Raw genomic sequence first — 19,612 nt, 5'->3', positions numbered from 1 at the left:
GGGCGAGTGGGAGACGGCGCTGGAGGCGCTGGGTGCGCTGTACGTGAAGGGGGTGGAGGTGGCGTGGGGGGAGTACGAGAAGCCGTATGCGCGGCGGACGGTGCCCCTGCCTACGTATCCCTTCCAGCGGCGTCGCCACTGGCACGCCGAGCCCGCGCCCCAGCCGCGCGTGCCGTTGGCCTCGTCGTCCGTGGTCCGCGTGGCCTCTCAGCTCCAGGCCTCGAGCGAGACGGGCAGCGTGGGCGTGGCGGACGTGTACTCCGACTTCGGCCGCTCCTTCGAGCGCTTCAACACGCGCGGCCAGGAGCTGTACCTGCACTGGGCCCCGCTGCGTGAGGTGCCCCAGGGCTTCTCCTGGCTCAAGGTCTTCTACCCGGACCTCTTCCCCGAGGACGACCACGTCCACTTCGAGCGCGTCTACGGCGAGGCCCTGCGCGAGCTGCGCGCCGTCACCTACCGCGCGGTGGACTTCTCCTCCATCCGGCGGGTGCTCGACATCGGCTGCGGCTACGCGTCGGACCTCATTGACCTGGCGAAGAACCACGCGCACCTCAAGCTGGATGGCTACAACATCACCCTCGCGCAGGTGGAGGCGGGCGCCCGCAAGGTGAAGGAGCGCGGACTCCAGGACAGCATCCGCCTCTTCAACCGCGACAGCTCCCGCGACGAGTTCCCGGACCAGTACGAGCTCATCCAGGCGTTCCAGGTCATCCACCACATCGAGGACAAGCGCGGCGTGCTGGACAACATCCAGCGGCACCTGGCCAACGGTGGCCTGCTGGTGGCCTCGGACATCGTCTCCACCGTGGACGAGACGCTCCGCCACGAGGAGTCCGAGGCCCACCTGCTGCCACGCAAGGCGTGGGCGCAGCTCTTCGCCGAGGCGGGCCTGCGCATCATCGGCTGCGTGGACCTGAGCCGCGAAATCAGCAACTTCTTCGATGACCGCGAGTACGACGCGGCCATGGCGCGGCTCAAGCAGAACATCACCGCCGCCGAGAGCGCCTTCATCGTGGGCCCCCACATGCTGGGCAAGCTGCTGGGCACGGGGCTGGCGCAGTACCTGGTGCTCACGCTCCAGAAGGAGCCGTTCCTCAGCCGCGACATCCTCCTCTCGATGAACCAGCGCCACCTGGAGGCGCCCCAGGCCTACGCGGACATCGTCGCCCACGCGGACGCCGAGGGGCGCTTCCCGCTCGAGGCTCCGCGCACGGCCAGCGCCACGGCCCCCGGCGCCGCGCGCGCCACCGCGTCCCGGGGCGCGCTGGCGCTGTCGGAGGACCCCGTCCAGGCGAAGCGCCAGCTCCAGGCCTTCCTGGAGGAGCGCATCCGCGAGGTCCTCCAGCTCCCGAAGGAGGACCCCGTGCGCTTCGACTCGACGTTCATCGCGTTGGGCTTCGACTCCTTCACGGGGCTCCAGCTCAAGAAAGTGCTGGAGAAGGGGCTGGGATTGTCGCTGCCCATTGCCCAGCTCTTCGAGGACCTGAGCCTGGAGGCCCACGTCGAGCGGATGCTCGCGGGGCTGAAGCGCTCCGCCCCTGTCGCCGAGCCGCCGCGGGCCGCGGGCGAGCCGCCCCAGGACGTGGACGCCATGTCCGAGGACGAGGTCAACGCCCGCCTTCAGGCCCTGCTCAATCCCTAGTCGTCATCTCTTCACTCCAACGCAACGCCCATCCCTCATGAGCCTGAAAGACCTCCCCATCACCCTCGCCGGCAAGCTGCACGACATCGAAATCGTCCACTTCACCGTGGACCTGGACGAGATGAAGCAGCACATCCCCTCCCAGTTGAAGGTCCGCTCGGTGGGCGGCAAGTCCGTGGTGTCGCTGGTGAACGTGACGCCGCACAACATGGGGCCCCAGTTCCTGCCCCCGCCCCTGCGCCCCACCTACCAGGCGTTCCTCTTCCGCACCCTGCTGGAGGACGCCGAGTACAACGAGGAGAAGCAGGACAAGGGCCTGTACTTCACCGCGGTGCGCTCGCCCAGCTTCATGGCCCGCGCGGGCCTCAAGCTCTTCACCGACATCGTCATCGAGTCCTGCGTCACCACGCGCACCGGCGACCGCGTGGACCTGCGCACCGGTGACCGCTTCGTGCGCTACGAGCTGGATGACCACGCCCCGGTGACGGCCGACCCTGAAATCGAGGACATCGCCAACACGCTGGACCGCGCCTACACCGTCAACGCCGAGGGCGTGGTGCGGCGCGTGGTCATCGAGCGCTACCGCTGGCCGCTCAAGCAGGTGCACTGCAAGGACTTCGAGACCAACTTCTTCAAGTCCGCCGAGCCGCGCGCCTGCTACAAGGTGACGGAGATCATCGACTACATCTGGAAGCCCTTCGAGGTCATCTCGAGGCCCCGGGCGTGAGCGGCCCGTTGCCCTACTCGGGCTCCGAGTACTGGAAGAACTACCTGCTGCGCTGGTATGGCGGCGAGGAGACGCTGCGGCAATGGACGCGGCACGTGCGTGAGAGCACGTACCGCGGACAGCGCGGCTCCCACGCGCTGGACCTCTATCCGGGTGAGCGCCCCGAGCGGCCCGTCATCATCCTGGTGCCGGGCTCGGTGTCCTACGGACGGCTCTTCGCCTACCCGGCGCTGCTGCTGCGCGAGCGGGGCTACAACGTCATCACCTTCGACTTCGAGGGCTGCGGCCTGGACCGCCACGGCCTGGGCGACTACACGCTGGAGGCGCACGTGCGCAACCTGGTGGACGTCATCCAGCGCGCCCGCCAGGAGTTCCGCGGCCCCGTCGTCACCTTCGGGCTGAGCTTCGGGGGCATGACGTCCTATCTCGCCGCCGAGCGCACGCCGGTGGACGCCATGGCCTGGTACGCCTGCGTGGACCCGAGCGACCGCGAGTTCATCCAGACGGAGTTCAGCCCCGGCAAGGCCATGCCGCTGGTGGTGAGCGCCTTCCGGGGGCTGGCGAAGCTCCTGCCGAAGGTGCGCGTGCCGGTGAAGGCCTTCCTCCAGTACTCGCGCCTGTCGGACTCCGTCGAGTTCAACGAAGCCTACGGGAGGGACCCGCTGGTGGGCGGAAGCTGCACGCTGAGGGCCATGGTCAGCGTGATGTCCGACTACCGGAAGAGCGTCCCCTTCGGCGACGTGCGCTACCCGTTCCTCGTCATGCATGACCAGAACGACCGGATGTTCCCCATGAAGTACAGCCGCAAGACGTACGAACAGCTCGGCGACATCCCCAAGGCCTATGTGGAGCTGTCGGGGCAGGGCCACTGGCCCACCACCCCCGAGGGCATGAAGGCGCTCGTCGCGCCGCTCGACACCTTCCTTCAGGGGCTGCCCCTGGGGGCGCGGGCCGCTGGCGCCTGACGTCCACGCAAGCAGCCGGGCGATGCGCGCGCCCGGCCGCGCGGCGTGGACGGGGCTCAGTCCAGCACGAGGACGCGGGGGCCGGGCCCGGGGGCGAACAGCTCCCGCACCAGCTCCGCGCGATTCTCGCGGACGACGCGCTGGTTGATGGAGCCCTTGTCCGTCAGCTCGTGCGTGTCGAACGACGGCGGCTCCGCCACGAGCAGCAGCCGGCGGATGGCCTGGGAGGAGCCGGGGAAGGCGCGGTTGTGGCCCTCGAACGCCTCGCGCAGGCGGGCCAGCACGTCCTGGCGCGCGTGCGGCGGCACGTCGTCCGGGGCGGGCCCGAGCAGGGCGGTGATGGCGCTGGGGTTGAGCCAGGCCAGGACGCCGACGGCCTCCTCGCCCAGGCCGCAGACGACGCAGTCGGAGAGCAGCGGCGTGGCGGTGCTCAGCACCTGCTGGCGCAGCGCGCTGGCGGCCACGCTCGTGCCGGTGTTGAGCTTGAAGTCCTCGGCCAGCCGGCCCGCGAAGACGAGCCCCGCCTCGGGGCGCGCCGGGTCCAGGAAGCGCACCGCGTCCCCCAGCTCGTAGAAGCCCTCCTCGTCGAAGCCCTGCCTCCCCGTCGGTTCGAGGTCATGGCCCGGCGTCACCGTGGGCCCGCGCACGCGCAGGGCGTAGCGGTCATCGGTGGGCACCAGCTTGAGCTGGACGCCCGGCAGGGGCAGCCCCACCAGCCCCGTCTCGTCGGTGGTCCAGTGCACCTGGGTGATGCACTGGGTCTCCGTGGCGCCATAGATGGTGGTGAAGGGGATGCGGTGGCCCACCGTCCGCACGGCGAGCGTTTGCAGCTCGTGCGCGACGGGCGCGGGCAGCGCGGCGCCTCCGTAGGCCATCGTCTCCAGGCGGCGGAAGAAGGCGTGGCACAGCGCCTCGTCCGTGCGCAGGGCGTCCACAAGCATGCGGAAGGCGACCGGGACGGAGGAGAACTCCGTGGGCGACACGCTCTTGATGTTGGCGATGGTGCGCTCGAAGAGCCCGGGCATCGGGCGGCCCTCATCCAGGTACACGGTGGCCCCGCGCAGGAGGTTGTGGTTGAAGCCGATGTTGCCGCCGCCCACGTGGCTCCAGGGCATCCAGTCGAGGATGACGGGCGCGGGCCGGTCCGAGGCGGGCATCTCCAGCGCGGCCCAGCTCGCGAGCTGGTGGCACATCATCCCCTGCGTCTGCGCCACGCAGCGGGGGCGCGCGGTGGAGCCCGAGGTGAACATCCACTTGGCCACCGTGTCGTGGCGGATGCGCTCGATGGAGTCGTCCACCTCCGGTGTCGGCGCGGTGTCCAGCCAGGCGGACAGCGGCGAGTGCCGGGGCACGGCCGGGGTGCCCGTGGCGGTGACGACCTCCACGCCGGTGAGGTCCAGGGCTTGAAGGGCGCGGGCGAAGCGGTCCGCGTCGTCGGTGTAGATGACGGCGGGCCGGCACACGGCGAAGGCATGGCGCAGCTTGCCGTGGTCCGTGCTCCACAGCGAGAAGGGCACGCTGATGGGCGCGACGGGGACGCGCGCCATCATGGCTCCGAGCATCACCACGGCGAACTCGATGGAGCCGCCGGAGAGAATCATCACCGAGCGCCCCTCGGGCAGCGCGCGGGACAGCAGGGCCTGGGCGACGGCGCGCGCGCGTCGGTGGACGTCCGCGTACGTCGCCTGGCGCCAGGCGCCGTCCGGCGCGCGCTGGGCCAGGAAGACGCGCTCGGGGTGGGCGCGGGCCTGGCGCGCGAGGACATGCACGATGCTGCGCTCGACGTCCTCGTAGACATAGCCGCTCTCCACGCGCAGCGAGCCATCCGGGCGGGACTGGACGCGCACGTTGGGGCCGCGCATGGCGAGGGGACGGTAGGGGGCGTTGGTAGTCATGTCGGGCTCCTGGTGGCTCTCAGCGACCCTTGAAGTGGGCGGGGCGCTTCTCCAGGAAGGCGCGGGGGCCCTCCACGGCGTCCTCGGTCTGGTAGATGGGCTCGGCGAGCTCCAGCTCTCGTCGCAGCGCGTCCTGGAGCGGCAGCCCCTGGCACTCGCGCACGGCGCGGCGGATGAGGCGCACGGCCACCGGGCCGTTGGCGGCGATCTGCTCGGCGAGCTGGAAGGCGGTGGGGAGCAGCTCCTCGCGCGACACGACGCGGTTGAGGAAGCCGAGCGAGAAGGCCTGGGACGCGGGGATGAGCGCGCCGGTGAGCAGCATCTCCATCGCGTGGGCCTGGGGAAGCTGCCGGGGCAGGCGCACCGTGGAGCCGCCCGCGGGGAACAGGCCCCACTTCACCTCCTGGAGACCGAAGAGGGCCTCGTGGCAGGCCACGCGCAGGTCCGTGGCCTGTGCCAGCTCCATGCCTCCGGCCACGGCGTGGCCGTTGATGGCGGCGATGACGGGCTTCTCGCAGTCGAAGTCGCGCAGGATGGCCTTCCAGCCGAAGCTCCGGTCCGCCACCAGCGCCTCCTCATAGCGGTCCTGCGGCTTGCGCGCCCCGGACAGGAGCGGAATGGTCTTCACCAGGTCCGCGCCCGCGCAGAAGGCCTTGTCGCCCGCGCCGGTGACGATGGCCACGCGAAGCGCCTCGTCGCGGCGCAGCCGCTCCCACGCCTCGGCCAGCTCGTACGCCATCTGCGCGTCCAGGGCGTTGCGCGCCTCCGGACGGTCCAGGGTGATGAGCGCCACATGGCCTTGCACGTCGAAGCGGACTGTCGCCATTCAGAGTTCCTTGCGCGGAAGAGATGCCCCGAAGGCTAGCTTCTCTCGGGGTGAAGTTGCGTGTCGTGAGCACGTATCTCGGAGTCATGCGCGGCGCCGGGCTGTCCTGGCGTCGTGGCGTGACACGTCTGTCTATCGCCTGACGGGCCGGGTCGCCCATGACTCTTGCGATGCATCTCCCGGGTCCGGCGCCCTGTCGGACCGAACGGGGCGCTTCCTTCATATCAGGTCAGGGTTCACCAGCACGACGTCCAGCAGCTCCACCAGGTCCGCATGCAGTCTCTCCGCGGTGGCTGGTTCGAACAGGTCGGTGTTGAACTCCAACGTTCCGGAGAAGCCGTCCGGTGTCTCCGTCAGCGCCAGGGTGAGCTCGTAGGTGACGGAGCCACGGTTGACAGGCACCGGTGTCACGGTGAGGCCCGGCAGCGCCAGCGGCGCGGTGGGCGTGTTCTGCAGGACGAACATCGCCTGGAACACCGGGGTTCGGTTCGCTGGCGGCTCGATTCCAAGCGACGCCACCACCTGGTCGACGGGGACTTCCTGATGGGCATACGCCGCCAGGGTCTCCTCACGCACCCGTCGGAGCAGCTCGCGGAAGCTCGGCTCCCCGCGCAGGTTGACGCGCAGGCACAGCCCGTTGACGAACATCCCGATGAGCGGCTCCAGCTCCGGCTGGAGGCGGTTGGCGATGGGCGAGCCAATGACAACCTCCTCTTGTCCTGAACGTCGGGCCAGCACTGCGCCGAAGGCCGCCAGCAGCGCCATGAAGGGCGTCACCTGCTCGCGGCGACAGAGCGCGTGCAGCGCCCGGCTGCGCGCTCCACCCAGGTCGATGGGCTGGCGGAGGCCGTTGAACGTCCGAGTCGCCGGCCGAGGCCGGTCCGTGGGGAGGTTCAGCAGCGTGGGTGCCCCCTTGAGCGCGTTGCGCCAGAAGCCCATCCGCTCCCGCAGCTCCTCTCCGGACAGCCAGTCGCGCTGCCACGCCGCGTAGTCAGGGTACTGGATGTCCAGCGGCGGCAGTCCTGCAGCTCCACCCGTGACGCTGGCCGTGTAGAGCCGGCTCAGCTCGCGCGCGAGGACGCCCAGGGACCAGCCATCCGACGCGATGTGGTGCATGCAGAAGAACAACACATGTTCCTCGTCCTCCAGCCGCAGCAGTGACGCGTGCAACAGGGGCCCTCGTGTCAAATCGAATGGGCGCAGCGCGGACGTCAGCATGTCGCGCATGGCCTCCGCCTCGCGGTCCTCCCTCCCGCGCAGGTCCACCTCCCGGAGCTGGAAAGGGGGCGGCGGCTGGATGCGCTGCACCGGCACGCCGTCCTCCTCGGAGTAGGTGACGCGCAGCGCCTCGTGCCGGGCGATGAGGCCCTGAATCGCCGCCTCGACATGGCGTGGCTCCAGCGGGCCGACCAGCCGGAACGCGCGGGGGATGTTGTAGGCGCTGGACTCAGGCGCCCGCTGGAAGAAGCGCCAGAGACGCTCCTGGGCGAAGGACACTTGCATCGCCCCGTCACGCGGCACCCTGCGAAGAGGCGGCACCGGACGCGCGAGGGCCACCGCTGGCTCCGCGCCGGAGAGGTGCTTCGCCAGCTGGGCGACCGTGGGCTCCGCGAACAACGTCCGCAAAGAGAGCTCCACGCCGAGCTCGGCGCGGACCCGTGAGACGACCTGGGTGGCGAGGAGCGAATGGCCGCCAAGGTGGAAGAAGTTGTCATGGATGCCCACGCGCTCCATCTCCAGGAGCGCGCCCCACAGCCGGCAGAGCACCTCTTCCGTGAAGGTCCGCGGAGGCTGGTAGCTGGAGGCGTCCCCCTGGGCCGGCTCGGGCGTGGGCAGGGCGCGCCGGTCCACCTTGCCGTTGTGGGTCAGCGGCAGCGCGGGCAGCAAGGTGAAGGACGCGGGCACCATGTGCTCCGGCAGCCGCGCTCGCAGCCAGCCGCGCAGCGAGGCCTGGGCGGGGGCCTGCTCGCGGGCGACGTAATAGGCCGCCAGCTTGCGGTCCCCACCAGCCTGCAGCGCCACCACCGTGCAGTCCTTCACCGCAGGGTGTTGACGCAGTTGCTCCTCGATTTCCCCCAGCTCGACGCGGAAGCCACGGATCTTCACCTGCAGGTCCACGCGGCCCAGATACTCGATGCGGCCGTCGGGCAGGTGGCGGCCCAGGTCTCCCGTCTTGTAGAGGCGGGCGCCGGGCTGCGTGCTGAAGGGGTCGGGGACGAAGCTCCTCGCGGTGAGCTCCGGTCGGTTGAAGTAGCCACGCCCCAGGCGCTCGCCACCGACGTAGAGCTCGCCGGGGACGCCGATGGGCACCGGCTGCAGGTGCTTGTCCAGCAGGTAGACGGGGCCGTTCGTGATGGCGCGGCCGATGGGCACGGGGTGGCCGAGCGGCGGCGGCGCGTCGATGGGCTCGAAGGTGGAGAAGACCGTGCACTCGGTGGGGCCGTAGCCGTTGAGCAGCCGGCGGGGCGGGCCGTGCCGGAGCACCTCGCGCAGCGCCAGCGGGTCCGCGGCCTCACCGCCGAAGACGAGCGTGTGGACGTGGCGGAAGACGTCCGGCACCTGACGCGCCAGCAGGTGGAGCACCGCGGTGGTGACGAACATGAGGGTGATGGCCTCGGCCTGGACCTGGGCGGCGAGCTCGTGGGGCTCACGGGCCGGGTCGGCGGTGATGCCGACGAGGTGCGCGCCGTGGAACAGCGCGCCCCAGATTTCGAACGTGCTCGGGTCGAAGGATGCATTGGAGGCCTGGGCGACGCGGTCCTCCGGGGTGAAGTGGACGAAGTCGGAGTTCAACAGCAGGGCCGCGACGCCCCGATGGAGGATGGCGCTGCCCTTGGGCCTGCCCGTGGAGCCCGACGTGTAGATGACGTACGCGGTGTTGTCGGCGCTGGCGACAGGGGGGAGCGGCAGGGCGGAGTGGCGGGAGATGGCGTCCCCATCCGCGTCGATGCGGACAACAGGGCCCTGGAACGCTGGCAGGTGTTGGCGCCGGGCGTCGTGGACGAGCAGGAGCCCGACGCGCGAATCCTCGAGCATGAACGCCAGCCGCTCGGCGGGGTACGACGCCTCCAGCGGCAGGTAGGCGCCCCCTGCCTTGAGGATGCCGAGCATGCTGACGATGAGGTCCACGGAGCGCTCGACGCACAGTCCGACGAGGACCTCGGGGCCCACGCCAAGCGCGCGCAGGTGGTGGGCGAGCTGGTTGGAGCGCGCGTCCAGCTCCTGATAGGTGAGGGCGTGCGCGCCGTAGGACACCGCGACGGCGTCCGGCGTCCGAGCGGCCTGACGTGAGAAGAGCTCGTGGACGCAGAGGTCGCGAGGGAAGTCTGCGGAAGGCGCGTTCCACTCGCGCAGCACCCGCTGTCGCTCGGCGGGCGTGAGCAGGGGAAGCTCGGAGAGGCGCTGGAGCGGATTGGAGGCAGCGGCCCCGAGCAGCACCTGGAGGTGCCCGGCCATGCGCTCGATGCGCGCGTCATCGAAGAGGTCCGTGTCGTACTCGAAGCTGGCGCGGAGGCCCTCGGGAGTCCTCGCCATGTAGAGGATGAGGTCGCACTTCGCCGTCCCGGTGTTCACCTCCCACGACTCCGCCGTGGCGGCGAGCTGGAGCGCGGCGGATGAAGCCGCCTCCAGCGTGGGCGCGTTCTGCAGGACGAACATCACCTGGAAGAGCTGTGCATGGCGGAGGGTGCGCTCGGGTTGAAGGGCCTCGACCAGCTTCTCGAAGGGGAGCTCCTGATGTGCGAACGCGCCGAGCGTCACCTCGCGCACGCGGGCCAGGAGGTCCACGAAGCGTGGGTTGCCCGACAGGTCATTGCGCAGGACGAGCGTGTTGACGAAGAAGCCGATGAGGCCCTCCACCTCCGGCCGGATGCGACCGGAGATGGGGGAGCCGAGCACCAGGTCCTCCTGCCCGGAGTAGCGGTGGAGGAGGGCGCTGAAGCCCGCCATGAGCGTCATGAACAGCGTCGTGCGCTCCCCGCGGCAGAGCGCGTCGATGGCCAGCGTCGTCTCCCCAGCCAGGTGGAAGGTCCGCCGGGTGCCCTTGAACCGCTGGACCTGTGGCCGTGGACGGTCGGTGGGGAGCGCGAGGAGCGTCGGGGCTCCGGCGAGCCGCTTGCGCCAGTAGGGGAGGAGCCGCTCCTGGCTCGGTCCTGGCATCCACTCCCGCTGCCAGGTGGCGAAGTCGACATAGCGGATGGGCAGCTCGGCGAGCGACGAAGGACGACCGGCCGCGAAGTCCGCATAGAGCGTCCTGAGCTCGCGCATGAGGACGCCCACGGACCAGCCATCGGACACGATGTGATGGACCAGGAGGAGGAGGTGGTGGTCCTGTTCTCCGACCCGGAGCAGCGTGCCGTGGATGAGGGGCCCGGTGAGGAGGTCCACGGGCCTTTGCGCCTGCTCGGTGGTGATGCGCGAGACCTCCGCGTCGCGGGCTTCGGTGGGGAGGTGGCGAAGGTCGATGCGCGACAGGGGGAACTCGCGCGGCGGCGCGATGCGCGCGACAGGCGCTGATTCGCCGGCGGCGAAGGTCGCTCGGAGCGCCTCGTGACGGCGGAGCACTTCATCGAGCGCACGCTGGAGCACGCCGACGTCGAGCGGCGAGGTGATGCGGTAGAAGACGGGGATGTTGTAGGTGGCCGTCCCGGGATGGAGCTGCTCCATGAACCAGAGGCGCTCTTGCGCGAAGGAGAGCGGGACGTCGCCGCCATGAGTGCCGGGACGCAGGGCGAGCTCCTGCTCTGGAGCCGTGGCTCCCCGCGCGGCCTCGATGGCCTCCGCCAGCTCCGCGATGGTGGGGGCATCGAAGATGCTGGGCAGCGGGAACCGGAGGTGAAAGACCTCGTTGAGCCGTGAGACGAGCTGCGTGGCGATGAGGGAGTGGCCGCCGAGCTGGAAGAAGTCGTCGTGGATGCCCACTGGCTCGACCTCCAACAGCGCGCTCCAGAGCTCGCAGAGGACCTCCTCCGTCGAAGTGCGCGGGGGCTGGTGGCTGGCATTCGGGGTGGCGAGCGTCATCGGAAGGTCCTTCACGATTGGGTAGGAGGGCACGGGCTTACTTGTGCAGCGCGGCGGTGGCGCCATCGGCGGAGACGACGTGGATGCGCCGCGGGCGCTCCGCGAGCCGCAGGAGGCGGGAGAGCGCTTCCGTCAGGTGCTCCCTGGGACGGCTCTCGTCGGCCATGGTGAGGACCATCTCGTAGTCGTCTCCCTCCGCGCCGGTGACGACCTGCGTGCGCGCGCTGAGCACGCCGGGGAGCGTGGTGGCCACGCGGCGCACGGAGGCCATGCAGATCTTCTCGCTGCCTCGCACGAGGAAGTCGGACCGCCGTCCCTGGAAGTACAGATAGCCGTCCGCGTCGATGTCGAAGATGTCGCCCGTGGCCAGCAGGAGGGGGCCGCGCCACGCGTGACGCTTCTCGCCTTCCACCAGGCCGATGCGCCGCTTCATCAGCGTGTCCGAGGACACCAGCAGCTCCTGCTGGCTGCCGGGGCCGCAAGGGGCGAGCGACACCTGCGTCCCCGGGAGGGGCAGGCCCACGGAGGCGAAGCGGTGGGACGGCTCGGCGTGGGCCGCCAGCGTCGCGACCCGTGGGCCCGCCTCTGACAGGCCATAGGTGAGGTACAGCTCCCCTCGCGGACGCTGGCGCAGGAGCTGCGCCACGTGCTCGGGGGAGAGGACATCGCCTCCGACACCCAGCGACCGCAAGCCCTCCGGGAAGCCGCCGCCCTGCTGGAGCAGCGCGCGCACCAGCAGCGGCGTCAGGGCGGACACGGTGATGCCTTGCGCGTTCAGCACGCGCAGGTACGCGGCGGGCTGGAAGGGCGGCCCGCTGATGACCAGGTCGGCACCCCGGAGCAGCGAGGCGAAGGCCTGCGCCACCAGCGAGTACGAGTAGTAGAGCGGCAGGTTCACCAGCACGGTGTCGTTGGGGCGCAGGCCCACGGCGTCCGCGTGACGGCTCGCGTTCCGGAAGAGCGCATCGAGGTCGAACACGCAGCCGCTGGCGAAGCCCGAGGTGCCCGACGTGAGCAGCACCATCTCCCCGGGCCGCGCGGTTGGCGGCTGCGCCTCGGAGAACAGGGCCACCTCGGCTCCGCCCAGGGTGAAGCGGTCCACGTCCTGGGCCAGGGGCGCGGGGCGGCGCATGGTGACCTGCGCACGGGCCGGGAGGGACTCCACGAGGGCTTGCTGCCGTGCGGCGGGCGCCGAAGGGGAGACCAGCGCGGGGACGCCTCGCGCGGCGAGGACGGCGAAGGTCTGTGCCAGCAGCTCCGCTCCGTTTGGCAGGGCCAGCAGGACGACGTCTCCCGGTCGCAGCCCGCGAGCCCGCCACTCGGCCGCGAGCTGCGCCACGGGCTGGACCGGCTGAGGGGTGGTGAGGTCCCGGACGCGGCCCAGAAACGCCTGGATGGATGAGAAGGGAAGGCCCGCGAGGTCCGTGGCGAGCTCAGTCATGGGGGCGAGGCTCGGACTGAAGGATTTTCACCAGGCGCGCCGGGTCCACCGCGGGGCCTTCGCCACGCGAGAGCACCCCGCACGCGGCCCGGGGCGCGCCGCCGGGCACGGAGGCCGTGGCCGCGATGAGCGCGTAGTCGACGACGCCTCGCGAGAGCCAGGCCGCGGCGAGCGCCAGGGCGATGCCGGCACCGTCCGTCACGGGAAGCGTCAACGCGAGCGTCGGACCGCGGAGCCCATGGACGATGCAGGCGAGGCCCGCCGGCGCGCTGGGCGTGGCGGCGGGGAACCGGATGGGCGAGGCGAACCCGCGCAGCGCTTCGCTCGCGGCTTGCGTCATGGCTTCGAGCGGTGCCTCGGGACCGACCTGGATGAGCGCGCACCGGTCCACCGCGGACCGGAAGCCCTCACCCAGTGGCTCGGTGGCTTCGCCAATGACGCACACCAGGGCCCAGGCCATCGGGTCGGCGTAGCGCACGGAGGTCCTCACCCGTGCCGCGTATGGGTTTGCACCATCGCTCCGCGTCGCGGCGCTGCCACGGAGCACGATGGACGCGCTCGCGAGAGATGTCACGGTCATCGTGGGGCCTCGAAGACGAGCGCGGTGTCGAAGCCTCCGAATCCGAGCGTGAGGCTCAGCCCGAGCCGCTCCTCATGTCGCACCGGCCGGCCCATGGGGAGCGGGCAGGGGAAGTCGCTCTCGGGCTGCTCCAGGCCGGCGATGGGCGGCACCACGCCCTCGCGCAGCGCGAGGATGAGGGCAATCGCCTCCATGGCGCCGGTGGCGCCCAGGGTGTGGCCGAACGCGCCCTTCGTCGCGAAGACGAGCGGGGACGGCCCCGCGCCGAAGAGGGCCCGGAGGGCTTCGGCCTCCGCGCGGTCGTTGGCGGGCGTGGCCGAGCCATGCGCGTTGACGACGCCGACGTCCACGGGGGCCACCCCTGCATCCGAGAGGGCGCGCTCCATCGCCAGCCGCGCGCCCGTGGCGGCCGGGTCTGGAGACGTCATGCTCGCCGCGTCGTTGGCCGAGCCTGCTCCCCGGAAGACGGCGAGCAGCGGTGCCTCGCGGTCCCGCGCATGCTTCATGGACTCCAGCACGAGGCATCCGGCGCCCTCGCCCAGCAGCATGCCGTCATGCCGTGCATCGAAGGCCCGTGGCCGCGTCGGCGACATGGTGGAGAGCGCCGAGTGCGCCAGCCGCTTGCTCGGCGTGAGGACATCCACGCCGGCGCAGACGCACACCTCCGCGGCGCCGGACCGGATGAGCTCCGCGCCCACCAGGATGGCGTCGGAGCCCGAAGAGCACGCCGTGGAGAGGCTGACCGGCGCCTCGCGCGCGCCCACTTCACGGGCCACCTCGTCCGCCCAGGCGTGGAGCGGCAGCTCCCGTTCACGCGCATCGTCGAGCCACGCGCCCAGGCTCGTGCCCAGCACGAAGCGCGTGTCCGCGCCGCCCGCGACCAGCCCCGCCTCCGCCAGTGCGCGGCCGAGCGTCATCACCGCCAGGCGCCGCAGCCGGAAGGCGGGACCTTCACCGTTTGAAGGAGTGACCGCGGCCAGGGCGTTGCGCAGACGGTGCGGGGAGTCCACCTCGACGAAGCCCTGCTCGCCAGCCAGCAGCCGCCGCCACACGGCGTCGAGCCCGTGTCCGAGGGCCGTGCTCCATGCGGCCCCTGTCACCGCGACGGGCGCTACCATAGCGGCGAGCCCAGCTCCGAGACCTTGGCGCGGATGAGGCTGGCGCGGAACGCCGCCACCCGGCGGGTGCCCACCATCGCCTTGCCCGAGTAGACGAAGAGCCCTCCGGCCAGACGGTTCACCTGAACGCGCAGCAGCACCTGGTCCCCCGGGACGACGACCTGGAGGAACCGGCTCTCCGCCGAGCCAATCAATGTCAACTCGTCCTCGGCCAGCGGCGAGGTGCTCATCTGGTAGAGGATGATGCCGGCCTGCGCGAAGGCCTGGATGAGGTTGCTGCCGGGATAGATGGCGCGCTCGGGAAAGTGCCCGGCGATGCAGTCCAGGTTCCCTGAGATGGAGATGAGGGCGTCGAGGAACTTCCCGGGCTCGTGGTCGACGATACGGTCCAGGAGAATCATCGGGTGCCGGTGGCGGAGCCACTGGCGCAGGGCGGTGAAGCCCAGGGGCTTGGGCTGACGCTCCGTCGGGTTCAGGGGGAGGGTGACCGCTTGAGCGCGGCGCTGAGTGTCAATGGAATGCATGTGGGTTCTCCGCTCTCTCGGTTGACGACAGCCATGTCCAGACTTCCAGCGGCGAGCAGCACCGGCTCGGGCGCGGAGCCCTCGCGGTAGACTGTCACGCCCAGCTTGAGGCTCGCGGGGCCCACGTGCTCCAGGCGGGCATCCAGCCGCAGCCAGTCCTGGAAGCGCGCGGCGGCGCGATAGCTGAGACGCAGCTCCCGCACGCGCAGGTCCAGCCCCTGTACTTCGAGCGCCCCGAGCCCCGCCCCACTGCGCTCCAGCTCCTCCAGCGCCGCCGTCTCCAGCAGCGAGGCATAACGAGAGAAGTGGACGACTCCCGATGCATCGGTGTCGACGTGCTCCACCCGGTGTCTCCACGGTGGAGCGGGATGGGCGCCGCTCATCGCCCCGCCTCCACGAACCTCCGGGTGCCCTCTTGGATGCGCTCGACGATGCGCCGCAGGTCGTCCTCGCCCGCGATGAGCGGCGGCGCGATGCGCATGGCGGGGAACAGGTAGCGCAGCCCGTGAGAGCGCTTGCCCGCGCCGGCCATGAACTCCACGAAGACGCCAGCCTCGAGGAGCCGGTGGCGCAGACGGGCGAGGCTGCCCGCGGCGCGCTCGGTCAGCTCGATGCCGTTCATGTAGCCCAGGCCGCGGACCTCCAGGAACAGCTCCGGGAAGGCCTCCACCACGTCGCGACGCAGGCGCTCGCGCAGCTCCGTGCCCAGCGCTCCGGCTCGTTCGACGAGGCGCTCCTCCGAGACGTACCGGAGCCCCGCGCGCATGAGCGCGCAGGTGAGGGGCCGCAGGTCCGACGTGGAGACCGCGCCGCTGGAGCGCACGGACAGCTCACGCCGCGCGATGACCATGGACGTGGAGACCGCGCCCATGCCCAGGCTCTTGCCGATGACGGTGATGTCGGTGGGGATGGGCCCCTCCTCGTCCGTCATGGCGAAGCAGCGGCCCGTCTTCGCGAAGGTGAGCACCTCATCCGCCACCAGGAGCACGTCGTGCTCACGGCACAGGCTGGCGAGGCGCCGCAGGTAGCCCGGGGGTGGGACGAGGATTCCGGCATCGCCTTGAATCGGCTCGACGAAGACCGCCGACAGCTTCGAGCCCTGCTCGGCGAAGAAGCGCTCCAGCGGCTCCCGCTCGCCGAAGGGAAGGAACGCCACGTCCAGGCCGAAGGGGGGCTCGGAGGCCGGAGGGGGCAAGCCCAGGCGGTAGTGCCGGCGGTTGAGCAGGGGCACCAGGCCGCCCGTCCAGCCATGCCAGGCGCCCTCGAAGGCGAGCACCGTCCGCCGTGCCTCTCGGCCTGCCTTCACCGTCAGCCGCCGCCGGTCGAACCCGGACTCCAGCACCAGCCGCAGCGCGAGCTCCAGGCCCTCGGAGCCGGAGTTCCGGCCGCTCGCGTGGTAGGCGCTGCTTGGGAAGCGGTCCGCCCAGCGGCCACCCGGGCCGAACAGCTCCTCCAGCAGCAGGGTCCGCTCCAGAGAGCCCAGCTCATCGGTGACGTAGCCGCGCTCCAGGCCGTCCCGGAACGCCGGCGCGAGACAGGGATGGCCCGCGCCCAGACAGGCGCTGGCGTAGCCGCCGCTCGCGTCCAGCACCTCCAGCACCCGGCCGGCGCTCTCGCCTTCCAGGGGAACCAGGTGCTGGACGAGCCCCCGCGCCTGGACGCAGGCGAAGGGCAGACGCCCGCCGCCATAGTGGTCCATCTGCAGGGCCTGGCCGGCGCGCAGCCGGTCCACGTCCGCCGCCTCCAGGCTTCCTCCGGGCGCGGGCACCTTCACCACGCGCCTCCCTGGGCGGCCGTCTTCAGGCCCACGATGAGCGAGGCGATTTGATTCACCGTCCGGAAGTTGTCCGAGTTGAAGTCCTCGTCGGAGATGCGGACGTTGAACTCGTCCTCGCAGATGACGCGCAGCTCGAGGAAGCCCACCGAGTCCAGGCCGATGACGGACTGCAGCCCGTCGTCCACGCCAATCTGCTCCGGGGGGAGCTCCACGAACAGGTTGTTGATGAGGATCTTCTTGAGGCTCTCCGTCAGCGCTTCATGCATGGCTGGCATTCCTTTCCAAAGTGAGCACGAGCTTTCCGATGTTGCGGTTGGCTTCCATCTCCCCGAGCGCCGTCTCCGCGTCCTCCAGCGGGTAGCGTGCGTGGATGACGGGGCGCAGCCCGCCCTGGGCGAGCACCTCCATCCATCGCTGGCGGAAGCGCGCGTTCACCTCGCGCTTCTCCCGCATGGGCCTCAGTCGCAGCGAGGAGCCCTTGAGCTGCAAGCGGCGCTGGACGATGCGCAGCAGGTCCACCTGCGCCGACATGCCGTCCAGCAGCCCCACCATCACGAGGCAGCCCTCGTGGCCCAACACCGCCAGGTTGCGCTCCAGGTAGGCGCCACCGACAAAGTCCATCACCAGCGGCACGCCCTCGCCGCGCGTCAGTTGAAGCACCTCGTGGACGAAGTCCTGCTCGCGGTAGTCGAAGACCGCGTCGGCACCCAGCGCGCGCAGGGCGTCCACCTTCCTGCGTGAGCCCACCGTGCAGTAGGTGGTGGCGCCCACATGCCGGGCCATCTGCACCATGGTGGTGCCGATGCTGCTGGCCGCCGCGTGGATGAGGACCGCCTGGCCTGGCTTCAGGTCGCCGAGCGTGAAGAGCGTCTCGTTGGCGGTGAGGCAGGACTCCGCGGTGGCCGCCGCCTCCGCGAAGTCGAAGCCAGCAGGGACGGGGAGGGCCATGCCCTGGTCCAGCAGGCAGTACTCGGCCAGCCCGCCGCCCTCCACCACTCCGAAGACGGGCTGCCCCCGGGTGAAGCCCTTCACCGCCTCGCCCCAGGCTTCAACGGTGCCAGCCACCTCCACGCCGGGGATGGGGGATTGGCCTTCGGGGACGTGGTACTCGCCCTGCCGCTGGAGCAGGTCCGCGCGGTTGAGCGCCGTGGCATGCACCTTCACCAGCAGCGCCTCCCGCGTGGGCACGGGCCTGGGGACGTCGCGCAGCTTCACCACCTCCGGTCCCCCGGAGCCTTCGAAGACGACGGCGCGCATGGCGTCAGTACCTCGCCCTTTCCTCGACGGCCCGCTCGCGGGTGGGCACCAGGAAGCTGCGCTCGAAGGAGAGGAAGGCCTCGCCCTTCGACGTGAGGCCCACCGTCTCGCAGGTGATGATTCCTTCTCCAGGACGGCGGGTGGACAGGCGCCTGGCGAGGATTCGGCTCTCCGCGTAGAGCGTGTCGCCCGCGAAGACGGGATGCGTGAGGCGGATCTTGTCCCAGCCCAGGTTGGCGGTGGCCCGGCCGCTGGTGCTGCGCACGCTCATGCCGCAGACGATGCTGAACGTCACCAGGCTGGAGATGAGCGGCCGGCCCCACACCGTCTGCTCGCAGTACGCCGCGTCCAGGTGCAGCGGCGACGGGTTCATGCTCAGCGTGTTCATCAGGACGTTGTCGGCCTCCGTCACCGTCCTGCCGGGGCGGTGCTCGAACACGTCCCCCACGGTGAAGTCCTCGTAGTGGAAGCCGAGGACCTCCCGGTACCGCTGCGGTCCAAGCTGCTTGTAGCCAGTGATGCTGGTGCCCTCCATGGTGCGTGTCCTCGTGGTCCGAAGGTGGGGACCGGTCAGAAGTGGGAGAGGATGTCCTTGACGTCGCCGCAGAAGGTGCGGACCTGCTGCTCCGTCATGTCCGCGCGCATCATCACGCGCACGCCCGCCTCGCCTCGGGCGACGACGGGGAAGAACACCGCCGAGCAGTAGTAGCCCCGCTGGTACAGCTCGGAGGACAGCCGGATGGCGCGCTCCTCCTCGCCCACCTGGATGAGGCGGATGGGCATGCCGTTCCCCGCGTGCGGCGAAGGGAACTGGCTGTCGAAGAGCTGGATGTTGCGCTGCAGCTGGTCCTGGAGCTGGCGCAGCTCCGGCGAGCGGTGCAGCTCGATGCTGGCCAGCGACGCACCCACCGAGGGCGTCTGGAGATTCTGCGACCAGGCCAGCGGCCCCGCGTTCCGGTAGAGGAAGTCGAAGCTCTGCTCGCTGCCCAGCATGGCGATGCCACCCGAGCTGCCGAACGCCTTGGCCAGCGAGGCGACAATCATTGTCAGCGGGTTCATCTTCAGCCGCGAGCGGACGTACCCCTCGCCGTGCTCGCCGGTGATTGACAGTGAGTGTGAGTCATCAATGTAGAGGAAGAGCCCGTAGCGCTCCTGGAGCTGCAGCAGCCCCTCCAGCGCGACGAGGCCGCCCATGGAGTAGGCCCCGTCCGCGACGTAGGCCACGCGGGGGTACTTCTTGCAGACGTCCTCCAGGTAGTTGAGGTCGTTGTGCGGGCTCGTCAGCACCAGGCTCTCATCGCCGCAGATGGGCTTGATGTAGGCCATGGAGAAGTGACAGAAGCGGTCGAACACCATGACGCGCGGCTTGCCGTCCTCGGTGACGTGGCCGGAGGCGAGCAGCGGGAGGATGCCCGCGGTCAACGCGCTGCAGGTGGCGCCAGGCAGGGTGGGGCAGCCGTACAGCTCCCGCAGGCCCTCCTCCATGCGCGCCATCAGGTTGAGCCGGATGCGCAGCGTGGACATGGCCAGGCTGTTGGTGCCTGCCTCCCGCAGCGCGTCGATGGAGCCCTGCAGAACCTTCGGGTGGTGGTTGAGGCCCAGGTAGGAGCACGAGCAGAGCGTCATGAACGCGTGGTTCGTGCAGGTATCGACGAGCCGGTTGTTGGACTCGAAGTCCACCTTGAGCCCGATGAGCCCGTTGTCCTTGGCGTGCTGCCAGCCACGGTCGCCCACGGCGATGAGCTTCTCGTTGTTGCGGTAGCGCCGGGGACCCAAGACGCTCTGCTCGCTGCTTGCTTCCATGTGGACTCCTCCTGGGGGCATTGGGAAGGGGAGGCGGG

16 protein-coding genes are annotated in these 19,612 nt (G+C 70.5%); 3 read left to right on the top strand and 13 right to left on the bottom strand.

The window, feature by feature from the left end; genetic code table 11:
• The 3 genes from HV824_RS28685 to HV824_RS28675 all read left to right on the top strand — a co-directional run.
• Positions 1-1,642, top strand: a 1,642-nt coding sequence (locus HV824_RS28685) for a methyltransferase (RefSeq protein WP_176424695.1), incomplete at its 5' end; no start/stop codon positions are given.
• A gap of 37 nt (positions 1,643-1,679) precedes the next feature.
• Positions 1,680-2,369, top strand: a complete 690-nt coding sequence (locus HV824_RS28680) for a DUF2071 domain-containing protein (protein ID WP_176421047.1) — start codon at positions 1,680-1,682, stop codon at positions 2,367-2,369.
• Positions 2,366-3,334 carry an alpha/beta fold hydrolase gene (locus HV824_RS28675; RefSeq protein ID WP_176421046.1) on the top strand — a complete coding sequence of 323 codons (969 nt, stop codon included), beginning with the start codon at positions 2,366-2,368 and terminating at the stop codon, positions 3,332-3,334. The genes HV824_RS28680 and HV824_RS28675 overlap by 4 nt, the downstream gene beginning before the upstream one ends.
• A 56-nt stretch (positions 3,335-3,390) precedes the next feature.
• On the opposite strand, the gene HV824_RS28670 is transcribed toward HV824_RS28675, so the two are convergent.
• The 13 genes from HV824_RS28670 to HV824_RS28610 form a co-directional block, all read right to left on the bottom strand.
• Positions 3,391-5,229 carry an AMP-binding protein gene (locus HV824_RS28670; protein WP_176424694.1) on the bottom strand — a complete coding sequence of 613 codons (1,839 nt, stop codon included), beginning with the start codon at positions 5,227-5,229 and terminating at the stop codon, positions 3,391-3,393.
• Between the two features lie 19 nt (positions 5,230-5,248).
• A complete protein-coding gene (locus HV824_RS28665) occupies positions 5,249-6,055 on the bottom strand; it encodes an enoyl-CoA hydratase-related protein (protein WP_176421044.1) in 807 nt (268 codons plus the stop codon).
• 219 nt (positions 6,056-6,274) lie between these two features.
• Positions 6,275-11,107, bottom strand: coding sequence for an amino acid adenylation domain-containing protein (locus tag HV824_RS28660; protein ID WP_368738119.1), 4,833 nt, complete (start codon positions 11,105-11,107; stop codon positions 6,275-6,277).
• 4 nt (positions 11,108-11,111) lie between these two features.
• Entirely contained in the window at positions 11,112-12,515 is a 1,404-nt protein-coding gene (locus HV824_RS28655; RefSeq protein ID WP_176421042.1) for a class I adenylate-forming enzyme family protein, read from the bottom strand.
• Positions 12,508-12,993: a coronafacic acid synthetase gene (locus HV824_RS28650; protein WP_368738118.1), complete on the bottom strand. Its 486-nt coding sequence runs from the start codon at positions 12,991-12,993 to the stop codon at positions 12,508-12,510. Before HV824_RS28650 ends, HV824_RS28655 begins: the two co-directional genes overlap by 8 nt.
• A 98-nt stretch (positions 12,994-13,091) precedes the next feature.
• Positions 13,092-14,213: a beta-ketoacyl-[acyl-carrier-protein] synthase family protein gene (locus tag HV824_RS28645; RefSeq protein WP_176424693.1), complete on the bottom strand. Its 1,122-nt coding sequence runs from the start codon at positions 14,211-14,213 to the stop codon at positions 13,092-13,094.
• On the bottom strand, positions 14,207-14,737 hold the full coding sequence (locus tag HV824_RS28640) for a 3-hydroxyacyl-ACP dehydratase FabZ family protein (protein ID WP_176421039.1): 531 nt from the start codon (positions 14,735-14,737) through the stop codon (positions 14,207-14,209). The genes HV824_RS28645 and HV824_RS28640 overlap by 7 nt, the downstream gene beginning before the upstream one ends.
• Positions 14,686-15,120 carry a thioesterase family protein gene (locus HV824_RS28635; RefSeq protein ID WP_176421038.1) on the bottom strand — a complete coding sequence of 145 codons (435 nt, stop codon included), beginning with the start codon at positions 15,118-15,120 and terminating at the stop codon, positions 14,686-14,688. Before HV824_RS28635 ends, HV824_RS28640 begins: the two co-directional genes overlap by 52 nt.
• Positions 15,117-16,511, bottom strand: a complete 1,395-nt coding sequence (locus tag HV824_RS28630) for an aminotransferase class III-fold pyridoxal phosphate-dependent enzyme (RefSeq protein ID WP_176424692.1) — start codon at positions 16,509-16,511, stop codon at positions 15,117-15,119. Before HV824_RS28630 ends, HV824_RS28635 begins: the two co-directional genes overlap by 4 nt.
• Positions 16,508-16,780: an acyl carrier protein gene (locus HV824_RS28625; RefSeq protein WP_176421036.1), complete on the bottom strand. Its 273-nt coding sequence runs from the start codon at positions 16,778-16,780 to the stop codon at positions 16,508-16,510. The genes HV824_RS28630 and HV824_RS28625 overlap by 4 nt, the downstream gene beginning before the upstream one ends.
• Complete coding sequence (locus HV824_RS28620) at positions 16,773-17,771, bottom strand: NAD(P)H-quinone oxidoreductase (protein WP_176424691.1); 999 nt, start codon at positions 17,769-17,771, stop codon at positions 16,773-16,775. Before HV824_RS28620 ends, HV824_RS28625 begins: the two co-directional genes overlap by 8 nt.
• Positions 17,772-17,775: 4 nt before the next feature.
• Positions 17,776-18,306, bottom strand: coding sequence for a MaoC family dehydratase (locus HV824_RS28615; protein ID WP_176421034.1), 531 nt, complete (start codon positions 18,304-18,306; stop codon positions 17,776-17,778).
• A 35-nt stretch (positions 18,307-18,341) separates the two neighbouring features.
• On the bottom strand, positions 18,342-19,574 hold the full coding sequence (locus HV824_RS28610; RefSeq protein WP_176421033.1) for an aminotransferase class I/II-fold pyridoxal phosphate-dependent enzyme: 1,233 nt from the start codon (positions 19,572-19,574) through the stop codon (positions 18,342-18,344).
• Positions 19,575-19,612: the final 38 nt, after the last annotated feature.

Origin of the sequence: Myxococcus sp. AM009 (assembly GCF_013372605.1) — a bacterium.
Taxonomy (GTDB): Bacteria; Myxococcota; Myxococcia; order Myxococcales; family Myxococcaceae; genus Myxococcus; species Myxococcus vastator.
Note: the sequence above shows the minus strand (reverse complement) of the source record. Positions and strands in the feature narration are given on the sequence as shown.

Excerpts from the sequence above, each read along its gene's own strand:
- HV824_RS28670 (WP_176424694.1), bottom strand. The coding sequence starts at position 5,229 with ATGACTACCAACGCCCCCTACCGTCCCCTCGCCATGCGCGGCCCCAAC.
- HV824_RS28640 (WP_176421039.1), bottom strand. The coding sequence starts at position 14,737 with ATGCATTCCATTGACACTCAGCGCCGCGCTCAAGCGGTCACCCTCCCC.
- HV824_RS28610 (WP_176421033.1), bottom strand. The coding sequence starts at position 19,574 with ATGGAAGCAAGCAGCGAGCAGAGCGTCTTGGGTCCCCGGCGCTACCGC.
- HV824_RS28625 (WP_176421036.1), bottom strand. The coding sequence starts at position 16,780 with ATGCATGAAGCGCTGACGGAGAGCCTCAAGAAGATCCTCATCAACAAC.
- HV824_RS28655 (WP_176421042.1), bottom strand. The coding sequence starts at position 12,515 with ATGACTGAGCTCGCCACGGACCTCGCGGGCCTTCCCTTCTCATCCATC.
- HV824_RS28680 (WP_176421047.1), top strand. The coding sequence starts at position 1,680 with ATGAGCCTGAAAGACCTCCCCATCACCCTCGCCGGCAAGCTGCACGAC.
- HV824_RS28635 (WP_176421038.1), bottom strand. The coding sequence starts at position 15,120 with ATGAGCGGCGCCCATCCCGCTCCACCGTGGAGACACCGGGTGGAGCAC.
- HV824_RS28615 (WP_176421034.1), bottom strand. The coding sequence starts at position 18,306 with ATGGAGGGCACCAGCATCACTGGCTACAAGCAGCTTGGACCGCAGCGG.
- HV824_RS28620 (WP_176424691.1), bottom strand. The coding sequence starts at position 17,771 with ATGCGCGCCGTCGTCTTCGAAGGCTCCGGGGGACCGGAGGTGGTGAAG.
- HV824_RS28645 (WP_176424693.1), bottom strand. The coding sequence starts at position 14,213 with ATGGTAGCGCCCGTCGCGGTGACAGGGGCCGCATGGAGCACGGCCCTC.
- HV824_RS28665 (WP_176421044.1), bottom strand. The coding sequence starts at position 6,055 with ATGGCGACAGTCCGCTTCGACGTGCAAGGCCATGTGGCGCTCATCACC.